The sequence below is a fragment of the Domibacillus sp. F004 genome (assembly GCF_057814295.1).
In genome coordinates, this window is record NZ_JBVATB010000003.1 from 461,021 (window position 1) to 475,805 (window position 14,785).

Sequence of the window (14,785 nt, forward strand, 5' to 3'; positions counted from 1 at the left end):
GTTTGTCTCTTTTCATAAACACAAATCGCTTCTTTATGCCCCCTCTTTCGTATCATTCTTTGCTTGGTGCATGACTGTATTCTAGTTGACAAATAAAATTTTTAAAATTAAGTATCTTGTCATTTTTTTTCAAAAACTACACTATCTTGCCCTTAACCATTATTGACATTCTATTTTAAACTCAATTTTCAGCAATTTAAAAATCGATATGAAAACAACATTTTTTTGAATAAAAATTCTCGCATGAAATTTGAAACTTTAGACCTTCATGTCTTATAAAGCTTATTATTACCGTTTTTCGAAACAAAAATTCCCTATCAATCGGCTATTCCATATGTATATTAATTCATCAAAATAACTATATATTCACACGTATGTTAGACTATTAATCGCCGAATAAATTAAAGTCCATAGCGAAAAACAAAGCTTATCTCTTTTAATACACTAATTAGTAAAATGGGGAGAGAACGATCTTATAGATACATAAATAACGTCTATCATCAAATTGATAGGCAGCATAATATGGGATGGAGTTTTCCTCGAATTGATAATCCATTCATACACTTAGCAAAATATATCTTTTTACATGAACTTAAATAAATATTTTGACATTTTTCTAAATACTATATATATTTTTAATCATTGTTTTAAATTATATTTATCTTGTTCATCCTTTGTGTTTTTTTTGAAAAGTAAAGGGTAAATCGGAGTGATTGTCTCTCGGTCCTATAATTGCCAATAAACTTTATAGAGGGGGATTGTAACCATGTTGGAGATAATAAAAACAAACTATTCTAACCAAAGTGAAATTTTCAATTCAGGGAATTTGCCCTCTCTTGACTATACAGGGAAAGTTAGTAATGAACCTGATTGGAAATACTCTAGTCATAAACATGAGAACGTTTGTGAGATTATTTATATTAGTAAAGGATCAGGTACATTTATTATTAATAACCAATCCTATTATGCCCAGCAAGGCGATATTCTTATTTATAACAAAGGAGTAGCACATGAGGAGTTTTCCCACCCATTCGATCCGTTAGAAACCTATATTTGCGGAGTAAAAAATCTTCTCATAGAAGGATTAGATGAGGGTTATTTGATCCCGTTAGACATAAAACCAGTCATTCATACTGGAGAAGAATATTCTCATAAAATTGAACGTTACATGGCAGAGATATTTGAAGAAAACGCTTCTCGGCTAATCGGATTTGAAAGTATATGTGACAATTTGCTAGTAAATCTAATTGTATTGTTACTACGGATCACAAAATTAAAAGATTATACGTATCTAACAAATAAAGAAGAGGGACTAACGATCGAAATTAAAACATACATTCAGAAAAACTTGAAAAAGAATATTTCTTTAGACGATATTGCTGAGAACTTTTATATAAGTAAATACTACATGTCTCGTACTTTCAAAAAGTTCACAGGTTATTCACCAATTGATTACTTAATTCATTGCAGAATCGCTGAAGCACAACATTTATTATTAACAACAAACTTGAAAATATATGAGATTGCTGAACAAGTAGGGTATGGCAATTGTAACTACTTTACAACAATTTTCAGAAAAGTCACTGGGAAATCACCGAAAGAATATAGAACTTATAACAAGGGGACATCTCTCAAAAAGCGCTGAATTACAACAGTAAGCGATTTTCTCTTGAACCAACTATATCGAAAGGGTAAAGGTCTCGTTTATTAGACGAGACCTTTACCCTCTTTTACGTTTATTGTTTCCGTGCTTCATAAGCGTGTTGAACATCTACCCTGACCACTCCCCACGGCTGAAGCCATGGGGTTCTTTTTCGCGAACATCCCACTTACCTTCTTTCATCGAAAGAGGCAGAGGTGAAACTTAGGCGAACAACTCTCGAGAGAAAAACAGTCCTTCAAGAGGACAAGGTCTGTGCCGACTACGCCATCCGACTGGCGATACATTTTTCTTTTTTCGGTCGATCGTTTCGGTATTTTGTTTTTTGTCTTTGTTCCTCTGACAAAAACCGTTTATACCAAACGGGCTGCTTGTAGATCACCGATAAAAGCGGTTTCACGTCCACGTGGTGTTGTTTACGGGCAATGTTTTGCGCGCCGTTTACATCCCGATGGATTTCTGTTTTGTGAACAGCACAAGTGAAATTTCGTCCTTTGGCATGGTGCCGGCCGCCGCAAAATGGACAGTCTTGTGACGTATAGCTTTCTTCTGTTTCTTCTACTTGGATGCCTTTTAACTGTGCTTTATATGTGAGTTTTTGCTTGATTTTCCCTTGATTCCACAAAGAAAGCTGTTGTCTTCGTTTTTTGTTTGTCTTTCGTTTCTTTTGGCTGTTTTCCTTCGTGTTTTTTTCGATGCCTGATACATTCCCGATCACAAAGTTCGTGACGTGTTCTTCTTCTAAAAACGCCACAATTTCTTTCGTTGTCTTATGTTCCAATTGTTCGAGCTGATTCTTGCTTTTTTGACGGATACGTATTCTCGCTTGCCGATATTTATTCCATTGGTTCGATCCTTTTTTGCAGTGAGACATTTTCTTGCTTAAATCCGCTAATGCCTTTACACGAAATTGGGAAAGACTGCGCATCGCCCGTCCGGATACTAACAAGGCTTTCTCCTCTGTTGCTACCGTGACCACATGGATTTCCCCTAAATCGCCACCGGCTACCTTCCTGTCATACACAGAAAGATCTTTTTCAGGAACAGAAACCGCATAACAAAACCAATACGCTCCGTTTCGCCACACGATTTCTGCATAGTTGCACGTTTCCAAGTCTTCTTCGGATCGATTGGGAATGACCACTGCCATGTTTTTCTTTGGAACCTTTTCCGTCCACGCGTTCTTTTTCTTTTTTGTTAACAAGTCTGAAAGAGCGTATCCATATTCCGCTTTCTTGATCGTGATGGCGTCTTTTGAAATGGTCATGGACGCTTTTTTTAACGGAATACAATAATAATATTTTTTTCGCCACGGATATTTGGCTTTTTTGTCCGTCTTTCGCAGCTGCCGGATCGTTTCACGGTTCGCCGCGTATTTATCCGCAATCGCTTGAACGGTTTGAGAATGAAGATCGTAGGTTTGTTTTCGGATGGCTTGAATCTCTGTTTTACTCAGCCACTTTTTACACGTGAAATAATAAGAAGTCGCTTCTCGAACGATGTCATTCCAGACAGAGGCGGCTTCCCGCTGCATCATTCTTAATTCGTCGTATAGGTTTGAATCATAAGGAATTCGAAAAGAATGTGTGACAAACATATCGGTATCCTCCTTCCTTGTTTGATACGTTCATTATAACAGAATATATGTTCTTACCGCAAAGGATAAGCGCCAAAAAAAAACAAAAAATTCGAACAATTAACGTGTCAAAAGGACACCCCTTGTTCGACCTCACTCTCATCCTCTGTCTAAAGACGATGGGCTTCCCCATTCGGAAAATCTGTAAATTCGCCGAATCGCATAACCGATCAGTCAAATGCATCCTAAAAAGATCAAGGAAGAACACATATTAGTTAGAGATCATATGTGTTCTTCCTTATTTTTAAAGTTCTCTATTCTTTACAATTCGTTCACTTTAATACTTGTAAGATTGTCCGCCATCGATCGGAATAACCGCTGCATTGATAAACTTTGCTTCATCGGATAATAAGAACGCGACTAAATGGCCGACTTCTTCTGGTTTTCCGAAACGTTTCATTGGGTTGACACTAACAAATTCTTTTCCAACTTCTTCCCAATTGTCCTCGCTCATTTGTTTCAATGACGCTTCAACCATTGGCGTCATAATAGCCCCTGGCGCAATCGCGTTAATGCTAATGTCGTATTGTCCGTATTCAATGCCCGAGTTTCTTGTTAATCCGACAACACCGTGCTTACTTGCTGCGTATCCGGACTGATTCCCAACACCCCGAATTCCCCCAACAGACGCTGTATTTACAATCGATCCAGCGCCTTGTTTTTTCATCACTTCTAACACATATTTCATCCCAAAGAAGACACCGTTTAAGTTCACGCCCACGACTTTACGGAACTCGTCAATGCCGTAATCTTCCGTCAAGTTCTGCTTTCCTTCAATTCCTGCGTTATTAAAGAAGCTATCAATTTTGCCGTAATTTTCAACTGTTTTATTCACATAATTTTGAACCGCTTCTTCATTCGATACATCAGCTGTAATAAGAAGCACTTCTGCTTCTGGTGCCGCTTCTAACACTAATTTTTTGGTTGCCTCTAAAGAATCACTATTTAAATCCACTAGCGAAAGTTTTGCACCCTCTTTTGCGACTTGTAAAGCAGACGATTGACCTAAACCAGAACCTGCACCTGTCATTAATACGACTTTACCGTCAAAACGTTTACTCATTTGCAAAACTCCTCCTCGTTTAACTAAATGAACTTTTATTGTAAGCAACTTATACGTGAAGCATACGGGATCACGTTCACTCCAAATCATAACGCCTCCGACAATGTTTGACAAATAATATGGTGGATCAAAACATTCTGCTGCCTATTGAACACCTAAAATAGGAAGGTGAATTCATGGCTGGCATAGGCATTGAGAGTAGAGTATTTTGCTAGTCCTATGGTAAAATGAACTCGTGAACAAAATGGACATACTGGGGGTATAAGGAATGACGGAATACGAAAAAGCAAAGGTCCACTTAATTGAAAAATGGATGAAGTCCCGGGAATTGGACAAGCAGCAGGATGATGAATTCAATAAAGGAATAACCTATGGGATGCTCTCTGGTCTCCACTCCATTTGCTACCAGGAATTTTTGACGCGTCCAGCAGAAGAAAATTGGTTAGTGTTTGAAGATTGGCTTCAACAAGAAGTCGTTCGTCTCAAAAATAAAGGATAAGAGCTATGAAACAAGTCGAAAAAAAGGATAGAGCAAAGCGACCTCATCCGCTTTATTCTATCCTTTTTCGCCTTATCGATGACTCTCATTCCCTTTTAATACGCAGTCCAATCAGTATCTGCGGTCACGACTGTCACCATTCTAGGAGGCTTTAAGTTGAAAGGACATAAAGTAGTAATCTTCATTGTGCTTATTACGCTGCTCGTCGTCATGGGTACCATTCTTTCCTTTACTTATCTGTTTAGGTAAAGGATTATTCATTTCTTTTCTTTAATATATCTTGAATGATTTCTATATGAACAGCTGCCCATGATTTTTCATGAAAGTGAAGAATGACACTGATGACAAGGATCGTAATATAAATGACAACAAAAAAAACCCAAAGCAGGCCCCCCCCATCGAAAAGAAATTGTTGCAGCTGTTTAGCAAACAGAAAGCAAAGCCACGGGATAGCCGTGACAAAAATCGGAATAGTCCCCGAACCCGTTTTTTCTTTGATCATGCGATAGTGAATTTTTTTTAATATACAGCTATCAATCGATTGATAAAGACACTGAATTTCATCAATTTCCTTCAGTTCCTTCATCTGATTAAAAGTATGTTCCTCTTCAGCTACTTTTTTTAGCCGTAGATAAATTTTATGAACATCCCCACGCAATGAAAACATGTCTTCATCTCCTTTTATCATCATTCATCCTACAAGGCTTGCCCTGTATATTTTTATTTATTCAAAAAATCTGTTACATACCTCTGTTGATTTCTGGCTCATTTTATCAACACTATTGTTTAAAAGAGCCTATTCAAAAAGCGTTAGGTGCAAGTATTCACTGTTTTTGAGGCAGCCACATCACGTTTACTCTATTCAGGCCGGTGGCTTGCCGAGTCCTGCTTTATGGCTCGCAATATGTGCCCAAAATCCGTTATTGAAATATGTAAAAGGACTCTGCAAATACTTTGCAGAGTCCTTTCTATTCATCATTTTCTATCATGATCACTTGCAGATTTCCCGTCTCAAAACTGGAGCGACTTCTGTTGCTAATCGTTCAATATTTTTGGTGACTTTAGTAAACGGCAGCCCGCCGATATCCATTTGAGCGATAAATCGCTGATGCCCGAACAATTCGTATTGATGCATAACCTTTTCGATTATTTGCTGTGAACTGCCAACGAATAAGGCGCTGTCTGTACTTGACATCTGCTCGAAATCTGCTCGAGACATTCGTGTGTTCATTCCTCGCTGACGATTTACATATCCCCAATAATTTGAATAGTAAGGATAAAATTCTTCTCTTGCTTGCTCAGTTGTTTCCGCAATGTATGCGTGCCCCGTAACACCTATGTTCAAATCGTTCACATTGTGTCCGGATGCAAGGCCTGCTCTGCGGTAAATATCCACGAGCGGCTTAAAACGAATCGGATCTCCGCCGAGGATTGCTAAAGCCATACCTGTTCCCAATCTGCCTGCTCGTTCAGCACTCTCAGGAGTTCCGCCCACCCCAATCCATAGGGGCAGTTGCTGTTGAACAGGCCTAGGTGCAATTTCAGCATGCCGAAGTGCTGGGCGAAAGCGGCCGTTCCATGTGATTTTTTCATGATTGTTCAGTTTTAAAAACAACTCAATATTTTCTTCAAATAATTCGTCATAATCATTGACGTTATAGCCAAATAGCGGGAAGGATTCTACAAACGCCCCTCGTCCGGCGATGATTTCAGCACGTCCGTTTGACAGCAGATCCAACGTCGCAAAGTCTTCAAATAAGCGGACAGGGTCGACTGTACTTAATACCGTCGTGGCACTCGTCAATTTAATCCGTTTCGTTACTTGCGCAATCGCAGCCAAAACAACCGGCGGTGCAGAGACGGCATAATCTAAACGGTGATGTTCACCAACCCCAAAAACATCAAGTCCAGCCTCATCAGCGAGTTTCGCAGCTTCTATGATTTCTTTCAAACGCTGTCCTGCACTAATTTCTTTACCGGTATAAGGATCTGGCCCTATATCGGCAAGCGTATAAATACCGATTTCAAAACTGGAGTTGTTTAATGCACGCTCTTCCTTCATTATACTTTCCTCCAAGTAGGACTTTATATGACTAAACGAATTTCATTTTCTGATGGATCAGCCGTGACATAAACATCATTTTCTTCTGTCACGGCAGCGCCTATTTGCCGCAGCTGCTCAATCACTTTATTTCTCGCTGCTTCATCTGCAAAAACGAGCGTATACGAGCTGAGTCCTACACTGTTTTTCTTAGGTGCAGGAGCTCCAACGCCGTTCCATGTGTTTAATCCGATGTGATGATGGTACTTACCTGTAGAGATGAAAAGTGCCTGAGTACCGTATCGGTTCACCACTTCGAAACCAAGTCCCTGAACATAAAACTCTTCTGTTTTTTTCAATTCGGATACATGTAAATGAAGATGTCCCATAACTGTATCAGCCGGTAAGCCTTTCCATGACTGCTGCTTCCCACCAGAAAGAAGGTCTGCAAAATTCAATGGATCAACGGCCATTGCCACTTCACCGTTACGCCAATCCCATTCGGAAGGATCGCGGTCTATATAGATTTCAATTTGATTTCCATCTGGATCGGATACATATAGAGCTTCACTTACAAGATGGTCTGATGACCCAAATCGCAAACCGATCTCCGCAAAATGTTGCACAATTTTAGCTAAATCAGAGCGTTTAGGGAGAAGCAGGGCGAAATGATATAAGCCTGTCGTCTTTCCTTGTTTCGGTTCAACGTTTTCTGGTTGTTCAATTGACAACACACTCGTTTTGCCATCAGCAGTTAATTTAGCTGTTGTTTTCGTTTGTTCTAAAATTTGAAAGCCGATCACGTTTTGATAAAACGTTAGAGAACGATCTAAGTTTTGCACCTTAATCGATACATGACCTACAAACGTATTTGGTTTACGATGAAATCCCATATTGATGACCCCCTGTTTTATTTTTCTTCCCCAGAACGAAAGAATTTGTTATCTAGTGAGAAACGAGAACCGTTTGCAACAGCAAAATAAATGGACATAGCGAGCAATACTAATTCCAGTTCATACCCTGCTGTTTGACCGTTGCCAAGAAATCCTGCAGAGAGTTTCACTGAAAAAATGGCTCCAAGCATAATAACAACGAACAATATAGAAACAATTCGTGTTCCCAATCCTAGTATCAATGCAATACCACCGATTAACTCTACAAATGCAACGATATAAGCTAAAAACCCTGGAATGCCAATACTGTCAAAAAAGCCAACCGTATTACTTATTCCCCCCTGAAGCTTCGATAATCCGTGAATGAAAAAAGTAAGACCTAAAATAGCACGCAAAAGAACGGTACCTGCTTCATGCGTATTCATCATGTTATTCTCCTCCTTAGTTACTTTATGTAAGTTATTATATTTTTATAAGTTCATTACGTCAAGTAATTTCATTATAAAAAATAACTTAATATCAAATTATAATATGATATACTGTATATGAGGAGTGAGAACATGAATCAATCCATTATTTGTCCACGATTTGAAAAAGCCATCTCGCTTCTAAGTCAGCGTTGGACGGCTTTGGTTATCTATCAATTATTGTCCGGTCCGCAACGGTTCGGCACCATTCAATCTTCTATTGCGATCAGCGGAAAAGTTTTGTCAGAACGATTAAAAGATCTAGAACATCAGGGCATTGTAAAGCGTGATGTCATACCAGAAACACCCGTTCGTATCGAATACTCATTAACGGAAAAAGGCTTCTCGTTAGAACCGATTTTGAAAGAAATAGAAAAATGGTCTCAATCATGGGTGGAAACAGAGAGTATAGAAAAATAAGATGAAGCACGTCTTTTAAAAATTTTATTCAATAGAAAAAGGGTTACAATCCGGAACAACCGAATATGTAACCCTTTTTCTCTTATTTAGCTATTTTGTTACATGATCGAATGTACGTTACTCATAGGTAAAGCCTTGTTTTTTCAACGCAGGAGGCACATTTTTTTCGTACGCTTCAAAACCGGTATCATAAAAAGCCGCTGTTTTCTCGGACCAATTCGCCGACTCTTTTCCATTCGTTCGTTCATTTAAATAATGGCTATACGTCGTATCGTATGCATCTATGTCCTGTTGTACATGTTCTTTTCGGTACTTTTCCTTATGATGAACGGCACGAATGGGAAGTCTTGGTTTCTGATCCGGAAAACTCTCCGGATGCCCCACGGCAAGACCCGTCACAGGAAAAACATACTCCGGCAAATCGAGCAGTTCAATCACTTTTTGAGCATCCTTGCGAATCCCTCCAATCGGAACAATACCTAGGTTCATTGATTCCGCTGCTGCGATCGTATTTGATAATGCAATGCCTACATCGGTCGATCCGACAAGCGCAAATTCAATATTATGGACGATTTCCAATGACCGATTATGTTTTTCTGCTGCGAGCTTTGCCCGGTAAAAGTCTAGACAAAACACAAAAAAGACAGGGGCTTCCTTCACCCATGTTTGATTGCCAGCCAAAACAGACAGTTCCTGTTTCGTTTCTTTATTTTGAATTTCGATAATCGTCACCTGTTGTCCGTTCACCCAATTCGGCGCGGCCATAGCTGCCCTCATCATGACGGCGATTTGATCTTCTGTTACAGGTTTTGGTTGAAAATCGCGAATTGATCGATGATTGTTCAACACTTGAATTACTTCGTTCACGTTATGCTCCTCCTTTCATAATCTACACTCGTTATCACGCGAAACGTCAAACAGTCGGGATGTTGCAAGTGGGACGTTTGTAAAAAAAACCTATGGCTTTAGCCTTCGGAGTGGTCAGAACATTGGGCTCTTTCTCCTTAACGTCTAAAACGTTTCCTTCAAAAAACGATATAACCCATCTTCGGTATAAGGATACTTTGTCACTTCATCTACCTGTTCTTTCACAAAATCAGTAGCGTTTTTCATAGCAACGGAATGCCCAGCGAGCTTAAACAGAGGAAGATCATTTTCTCCATCGCCTATCGCCAGAATATTTTCTTTGGACAGCTGGAATTGATCAAGAAACAGTTGGATGCCTGTTGCTTTGGACACATTTTCCACTGTTACTTCCACATTGTGATGAGTAGATGAAGCTGTTGTAAAAGGAGTATGCTTCTTTAGCTGCTCCAAATCTGCTTTCCATTCCTGAATCGCTTTCATGTCTCTGCTGAAAAAATAGATCTTGGCGACACTTTTTACATCCAACTGCTTTAGCCAGTCTATTTTCCCCTGCATCGCATCCTGCCTTGACAGCCATTCATTTTCTTCAACTGTCTCCGGCTTTGGCTCTATAATCTGTTTAATCATATAGTCTTTATCTTGGAGCAACGCCATTCTTGCCCCATCATTCGGATGAACTTCATAATAAATTTCTCCCGCTGCCGCTTTGGCAACTAACTCTTCGACAAGTTCGGGCGGCAAAGCATGTTCGACAATCTGCTTCTTTCCAATGAATGCGGCCATTCCATTTGCAGTCACCAATCCGTCCACTTCCAAATCAATTGGCAAAACGTCTCTTACCTCTTTTAACGTTCTTCCCGTTGCAATAAAAATCAACTTTCCACTTTCTCTAAGCTCGATTAAGTACTTTTTCAGCGTTTCATTCACCTTATTAGTTTCATTTAATACGGTACCATCCAGATCCAGTACAATTGCTTTATAAGCCATACCTCACCTCAAAAATTCGGATTATGTACTAAAAATACTAACAGCCTACTCTCTATAAGATCATAGGCTACTGACAATTTCAATTATTTTCTCTTATTCTATTTATGCTCATTTCAACATCTTCATACCCTACACAAAAAAGGACCAAATTCAGCCCACACGGCTGTTTGGCCCTTATTATTTATTATCTATATTCCTTTAGTTCTCGATTTCATCGACTTTAATAAATTTGATGACAATGAATAAAAAGAAGATTCCTAATACACTTGCTGTGATATAGCTGACATTAAGATAATTTTTCATCACGAGCGACATAATTGGCGGACCTGCCGCTACCCCGATAAATCTGGACGAGCTGTAAAAAGAAGAGATCGTGCCTCTCTCCTGCTTTTCGATGTTTTCTGTTACAATGGCGTCGAGAATAGGCAGCAATACGCCGATGGCTATCCCGACAATGCTCGTAACAACTAAAAGCAAGATCAGTTTTTCGCTTGTAAAGCCAACAAAAGCGACACTCACTGACAAGACAATTAAACAAATGATCATCATTTTTTTCATTGTTGACAAATTCCCTTTAATATTGCGGCCGGTAATAAAAGAAGCGACACATAGAAAAAAAAGCGGAATGGCTAGAACGAATCCTTTCTTTATTCCTTTCAAATCATGCATTTTTTCCAGGTTTTCAGATAAAAAAAATAACACGCCAAATAAAATCAGCATGACAAAAGCACCAATAAGAAAGACGGCAAGCAGCCATTTTCCTTCCTTTTTAAACGTTTTTTTCGTATTGCCCACAAATTCTTTTAACTTTTTTGGCTCCTCTTTTTCTTTCGGTGCTTTCACAAAGAAAAAAATAAGGGCGATGGAAATCAAACTGAACACGGAAATGGAGAAAAACGGTAAGAACCATAAAACCGCTGCAAATACGGCACCCAAGATGGGACTTAATACTTTTCCAAATGTGTTGGACGTTTCGATAATACCTAAACAGGAACTTGTTTTTTCGTCATCATCTTTATATAAATCGCCTACAAGCGGCAAGATAATCGGCATAGCCCCTGATGCCCCTATCCCTTGCAAAACCCTTCCAATAATAATCCATGTATAAGGGTCTTCCATTTTCCAGGAAGCAAACCCGGCAATGAGCCCCCCCATTAACGCCAGAATCAAACTGGGCAATATCACTTTTTTCCTTCCTAAACGGTCTGATAAATAGCCCGCTACAGGGATCAGTAAAATAGCCGCTACCGAATAGCTTGTAATAATCATGCTCGATTGAAAGGATGTAATCCCAACCTTTCTTTCCAATATCGGCAGCACCGGTATAAGCATGGAATTTCCGAGTGTCATCACAAGAGGGATAGAGGCCATACTTACCACACACCATATACTCACTTTGTCTGCGCTTTTCTCCATACATGCCCCTCAATTCAACTGTACTTTATCTTTGAACATTACCTGTATGCTTTCCCCGCTTATTCTTTTTATACAGATAGGTACAGGTTTCTGACTTGTTTTATAAGGGACTAACCTCATTTTTTCCCAACACTTCATTTACATAAATCCATTTCCTTGTGAGAGCCTATTTTCATGAGGAGGTGTATACATATGGAGAAAAATGTGTGCGGCGGCAGTACAGATAAAGAAAAATTTTCCTGGTGGCAGCTCTCCCTTATTGGGGTAGGCTGTATTATTGGCACAGGATTTTTCCTCGGGTCCAGCATCGCTATTCAAATGACAGGCCCTTCTGTCATTTTAGCGTTTTTAATGGCTTCATGTGGAACGTATATTGTCTTTCAAGCGCTGGCTAAAATGTCCGCAAAAGATCCGCAAAAAGGCTCTTTTCGCTCCTATGCCAAAAAAGCCTATGGACGATGGGCCGGGTTTAGCAGCGGCTGGGTATATTGGTGTTCGGAAATGTTAATCATCGGCAGTCAGCTTACGGCGATTTCTCTTTTGTCACAGTTTTGGTTTCCTTATATTCCTTTATGGATGCTTGCATTAGGATTTGCCGTTTGTGGCCTCCTTGTTCTTTTTATTGGAACAAAGGCATTTGGCAAATTAGCCAGTATTTTTGCCGTAACAAAAACGGCTGCTATTTTTATGTTTATTGTCATTGCCGTTTTAGCACTGACAGGGGTGATCGATGGCAGTCCAAAAGAAGGCCTTCCCCGTTCGGTAAATGCCTTTTTTCCGAATGGCGGAATTGGTTTTTGGAGTTCTCTTTTATTTGCCTTTTACGCCCATGGAGGAATTGAAGTAATGGGCGTCATGGCCATCCATCTCCGTAATAAAGAAGATGCGCCGAAATCGGGAAAAGTGATGCTTGGGTTGCTCGCATTAATTTATGTGACGGCTCTTTCATTAGCCTTATTATTGATTCCTTGGACGGCGTTTGAAGCGGATAAAAGTCCGTTTGTTGTCGCATTAGCTACTTATAATCTTGACTTTTTCCCGCACGTGTTTAACGGAGCAATCATTATTGCCGGGTTTTCAACGATGTCTGCTTCGCTGTTTTCCGTTACGACGATTTTGTTGACGTTATCGGAAGAAGGAGACGCGCCAGCGATCTTTAGTAAACAAACGAAAAAGAAGTTAAAAGTACCGCTTCCTGCTGTCGCTTTAACGTCCGTTGGGCTTATTCTTTCCATTGTTTCCTCTTTATTATTGCCCGATAAAGTGTATGAATACATTACAACCGCGGCGGGGCTTATGCTGCTTTATAATTGGTTTTTTATTTTACTGTTTTATCATCGGTTAATTGAGCTGTCTTCCGGGGACAAAGTGAAAAGAGTAATCGGGATGATCCTTGTCTTTTTGGCCGTTAGCGGCACCCTTTTTCACCCGACAAGCCGGCCTGGATTTTTTATCAGTTTAGGCTTTATCACTGTAATCGGTGTTGTCGTCTTGTTCCTTCGTAAAAGATGGAAAAAAGAAGAGATGAAGGAAAGCCCTGCGTAATCGGATCAAAATAGTACCTGATATGCCTCAATACCAAAGTAAATGCCGAAGCCTATCATGGAGATAGAAGAAACAATAGAAATGGTTTTCAACAATGGAGTGGATAAAACGCTCCGGGCACCGCTGGATAGAATGGCCATCGTTAAGTCCCATAAAAGAACGCCCAATATAATAGCCATACTGGAAATCAGGACTTGATTTTTTGTAAAGGCGTCGGCTGTTTCCGCCAGAACCGAACCATAGATGCCCAGCCAAAAAAGGATTGTAAGCGGGTTTAACAAAGACATAAAAAATCCAGATAGCAAGGATCGTCTAAGTGGGATATTCCTGCCGAATCGTATGTCCATCTCAATTTTATGCAACGTCAGTAAATTTTCGATACCGGTATACGTGAGAACAAAACAGCCAAATAACCAGAGAAGAGTTTGCATAAACGGCAGCCCAATAAATTGGCCGACGCCAAAATAAACTAGGATCATATACAGGACATCAGCTGCTAAAGCACCAAGACCAAAAACCCAGGCATGAAAAAACCCATTTTTAATGCCCGTATCCAATTGCGCCGCATTAACAGGGCCTACCGGTGCAGCTAACGATATGCCTAAAAAGAGATAGGTCAAGAGTGAATTCATAAAGTAGCCCTCCGTTAAAATGTGTCTTTGCATCTTATTCAGAGGGAACAGCTTGTACGACTGCCTAAAGGAGAAATTTTGATGAACAGACCGATTATTCTTTTCCTCTTTTTACTGCTAACTGTCTTTTTTTTAACAGCCTGTCAGTTAAACGAGGGGAAAACGACCGCAACAGCCGATGAAAAACGGACTGAAAAAGCCCCCATTCAACAGATCCTACAGTCACAAAATGGAGTCATGTTAAAGATAGAAAAGAAACGGTATAAAACGTCGGAGAAAGAAATCACGTTTACAATCTTAAACGAAAGCGAGTTTGAGCTTACACATGGTGAACCTTTTGCGATCGAAAAAAACATCAATGGGGTATGGTACTCTGTTCCTTTTAAAACAAATGCATTTGAAACCGGAAGTATTTCACTCCGTCCATATGAATCATTTGCCCAAACGGTTTCTCTCGATCCTTACTTAGAAAATGACCTTCCACCAGGGAAATACCGGCTCGTCAAATTTTTCGGGGATCTTCTTAATTCCAAATCAAGTACTAAAAAAAGTAAACTTATACTGGCGGTCCCTTTTACAGTAGTTCAATAACCTCCTGTCCTTCAATATGTATGAAAATAGAGGTGAAACTTGCTCTATGTGTGGGACACAGAGCAAAA

General features: G+C 39.7%; 15 protein-coding genes. 5 read left to right on the forward strand and 10 right to left on the reverse strand.

Annotated elements, in window-relative coordinates; translation table 11 throughout:
- Positions 1–766: 766 nt before the first annotated feature.
- Positions 767–1,645: an AraC family transcriptional regulator gene (locus ACZYRN_RS10910; RefSeq protein ID WP_488911610.1), complete on the forward strand. Its 879-nt coding sequence runs from the start codon at positions 767–769 to the stop codon at positions 1,643–1,645.
- Positions 1,646–1,922: 277 nt separating this feature from the next.
- Here ACZYRN_RS10910 and ACZYRN_RS10915 read toward each other — a convergent pair whose 3' ends face one another.
- Positions 1,923–3,257, reverse strand: coding sequence for an RNA-guided endonuclease InsQ/TnpB family protein (locus ACZYRN_RS10915; protein WP_488911611.1), 1,335 nt, complete (start codon positions 3,255–3,257; stop codon positions 1,923–1,925).
- Positions 3,258–3,573: 316 nt separating this feature from the next.
- Positions 3,574–4,359 carry an SDR family oxidoreductase gene (locus ACZYRN_RS10920; RefSeq protein WP_488911612.1) on the reverse strand — a complete coding sequence of 262 codons (786 nt, stop codon included), beginning with the start codon at positions 4,357–4,359 and terminating at the stop codon, positions 3,574–3,576.
- Positions 4,360–4,627: 268 nt separating this feature from the next.
- Between ACZYRN_RS10920 and ACZYRN_RS10925 the strand changes: the two genes are divergently transcribed.
- Positions 4,628–4,858, forward strand: coding sequence for a hypothetical protein (locus ACZYRN_RS10925; protein WP_488911613.1), 231 nt, complete (start codon positions 4,628–4,630; stop codon positions 4,856–4,858).
- A gap of 253 nt (positions 4,859–5,111) precedes the next feature.
- Here the strand turns inward: ACZYRN_RS10925 and ACZYRN_RS10930 are convergent, their stop codons facing one another.
- From ACZYRN_RS10930 to ACZYRN_RS10945, 4 genes are all read right to left on the reverse strand, one after another.
- Positions 5,112–5,525, reverse strand: a complete 414-nt coding sequence (locus tag ACZYRN_RS10930; protein ID WP_488911614.1) for a hypothetical protein — start codon at positions 5,523–5,525, stop codon at positions 5,112–5,114.
- Positions 5,526–5,849: 324 nt separating this feature from the next.
- Entirely contained in the window at positions 5,850–6,920 is a 1,071-nt protein-coding gene (locus tag ACZYRN_RS10935) for an LLM class flavin-dependent oxidoreductase (RefSeq protein WP_488911615.1), read from the reverse strand.
- A gap of 23 nt (positions 6,921–6,943) precedes the next feature.
- Entirely contained in the window at positions 6,944–7,792 is an 849-nt protein-coding gene (locus ACZYRN_RS10940) for a VOC family protein (RefSeq protein WP_488911616.1), read from the reverse strand.
- Between the two features lie 17 nt (positions 7,793–7,809).
- The gene (locus tag ACZYRN_RS10945; RefSeq protein ID WP_488911617.1) at positions 7,810–8,220 is read right to left on the reverse strand and encodes a DoxX family protein; all 411 of its coding nucleotides are present in this window, start codon (positions 8,218–8,220) and stop codon (positions 7,810–7,812) included.
- Between the two features lie 132 nt (positions 8,221–8,352).
- Here ACZYRN_RS10945 and ACZYRN_RS10950 point away from each other — a divergent pair, with 132 nt between their 5' ends.
- Positions 8,353–8,679: a winged helix-turn-helix transcriptional regulator gene (locus ACZYRN_RS10950; protein ID WP_488911618.1), complete on the forward strand. Its 327-nt coding sequence runs from the start codon at positions 8,353–8,355 to the stop codon at positions 8,677–8,679.
- Positions 8,680–8,796: 117 nt separating this feature from the next.
- Here the strand turns inward: ACZYRN_RS10950 and ACZYRN_RS10955 are convergent, their stop codons facing one another.
- From ACZYRN_RS10955 to ACZYRN_RS10965, 3 genes are all read right to left on the reverse strand, one after another.
- Positions 8,797–9,546, reverse strand: a complete 750-nt coding sequence (locus tag ACZYRN_RS10955) for an NADPH-dependent oxidoreductase (protein ID WP_488911619.1) — start codon at positions 9,544–9,546, stop codon at positions 8,797–8,799.
- 144 nt (positions 9,547–9,690) lie between these two features.
- On the reverse strand, positions 9,691–10,533 hold the full coding sequence (locus ACZYRN_RS10960; RefSeq protein WP_488911620.1) for an HAD family hydrolase: 843 nt from the start codon (positions 10,531–10,533) through the stop codon (positions 9,691–9,693).
- A 198-nt stretch (positions 10,534–10,731) separates the two neighbouring features.
- Positions 10,732–11,949, reverse strand: coding sequence for an MFS transporter (locus tag ACZYRN_RS10965; RefSeq protein WP_488911621.1), 1,218 nt, complete (start codon positions 11,947–11,949; stop codon positions 10,732–10,734).
- A 192-nt stretch (positions 11,950–12,141) separates the two neighbouring features.
- On the opposite strand from ACZYRN_RS10965, the gene ACZYRN_RS10970 reads away from it, so the two are divergent.
- On the forward strand, positions 12,142–13,494 hold the full coding sequence (locus ACZYRN_RS10970) for an amino acid permease (RefSeq protein WP_488911622.1): 1,353 nt from the start codon (positions 12,142–12,144) through the stop codon (positions 13,492–13,494).
- 5 nt (positions 13,495–13,499) lie between these two features.
- Here the strand turns inward: ACZYRN_RS10970 and ACZYRN_RS10975 are convergent, their stop codons facing one another.
- Entirely contained in the window at positions 13,500–14,126 is a 627-nt protein-coding gene (locus ACZYRN_RS10975) for a LysE family transporter (protein ID WP_488911623.1), read from the reverse strand.
- A gap of 81 nt (positions 14,127–14,207) precedes the next feature.
- On the opposite strand from ACZYRN_RS10975, the gene ACZYRN_RS10980 reads away from it, so the two are divergent.
- Positions 14,208–14,717 (forward strand): immunoglobulin-like domain-containing protein, encoded by a 510-nt coding sequence (locus tag ACZYRN_RS10980; protein WP_488911624.1) that lies wholly within the window; start codon positions 14,208–14,210, stop codon positions 14,715–14,717.
- Positions 14,718–14,785 lie beyond the last annotated feature (68 nt).

Coding starts and splice junctions, on each gene's coding strand:
- ACZYRN_RS10910 (WP_488911610.1), top strand. CDS start 767: ATGTTGGAGATAATAAAAACAAACTATTCTAACCAAAGTGAAATTTTC.
- ACZYRN_RS10915 (WP_488911611.1), bottom strand. CDS start 3,257: ATGTTTGTCACACATTCTTTTCGAATTCCTTATGATTCAAACCTATAC.
- ACZYRN_RS10920 (WP_488911612.1), bottom strand. CDS start 4,359: ATGAGTAAACGTTTTGACGGTAAAGTCGTATTAATGACAGGTGCAGGT.
- ACZYRN_RS10925 (WP_488911613.1), top strand. CDS start 4,628: ATGACGGAATACGAAAAAGCAAAGGTCCACTTAATTGAAAAATGGATG.
- ACZYRN_RS10930 (WP_488911614.1), bottom strand. CDS start 5,525: ATGTTTTCATTGCGTGGGGATGTTCATAAAATTTATCTACGGCTAAAA.
- ACZYRN_RS10935 (WP_488911615.1), bottom strand. CDS start 6,920: ATGAAGGAAGAGCGTGCATTAAACAACTCCAGTTTTGAAATCGGTATT.
- ACZYRN_RS10940 (WP_488911616.1), bottom strand. CDS start 7,792: ATGGGATTTCATCGTAAACCAAATACGTTTGTAGGTCATGTATCGATT.
- ACZYRN_RS10945 (WP_488911617.1), bottom strand. CDS start 8,220: ATGATGAATACGCATGAAGCAGGTACCGTTCTTTTGCGTGCTATTTTA.
- ACZYRN_RS10950 (WP_488911618.1), top strand. CDS start 8,353: ATGAATCAATCCATTATTTGTCCACGATTTGAAAAAGCCATCTCGCTT.
- ACZYRN_RS10960 (WP_488911620.1), bottom strand. CDS start 10,533: ATGGCTTATAAAGCAATTGTACTGGATCTGGATGGTACCGTATTAAAT.
- ACZYRN_RS10965 (WP_488911621.1), bottom strand. CDS start 11,949: ATGGAGAAAAGCGCAGACAAAGTGAGTATATGGTGTGTGGTAAGTATG.
- ACZYRN_RS10970 (WP_488911622.1), top strand. CDS start 12,142: ATGGAGAAAAATGTGTGCGGCGGCAGTACAGATAAAGAAAAATTTTCC.
- ACZYRN_RS10975 (WP_488911623.1), bottom strand. CDS start 14,126: ATGAATTCACTCTTGACCTATCTCTTTTTAGGCATATCGTTAGCTGCA.
- ACZYRN_RS10980 (WP_488911624.1), top strand. CDS start 14,208: ATGAACAGACCGATTATTCTTTTCCTCTTTTTACTGCTAACTGTCTTT.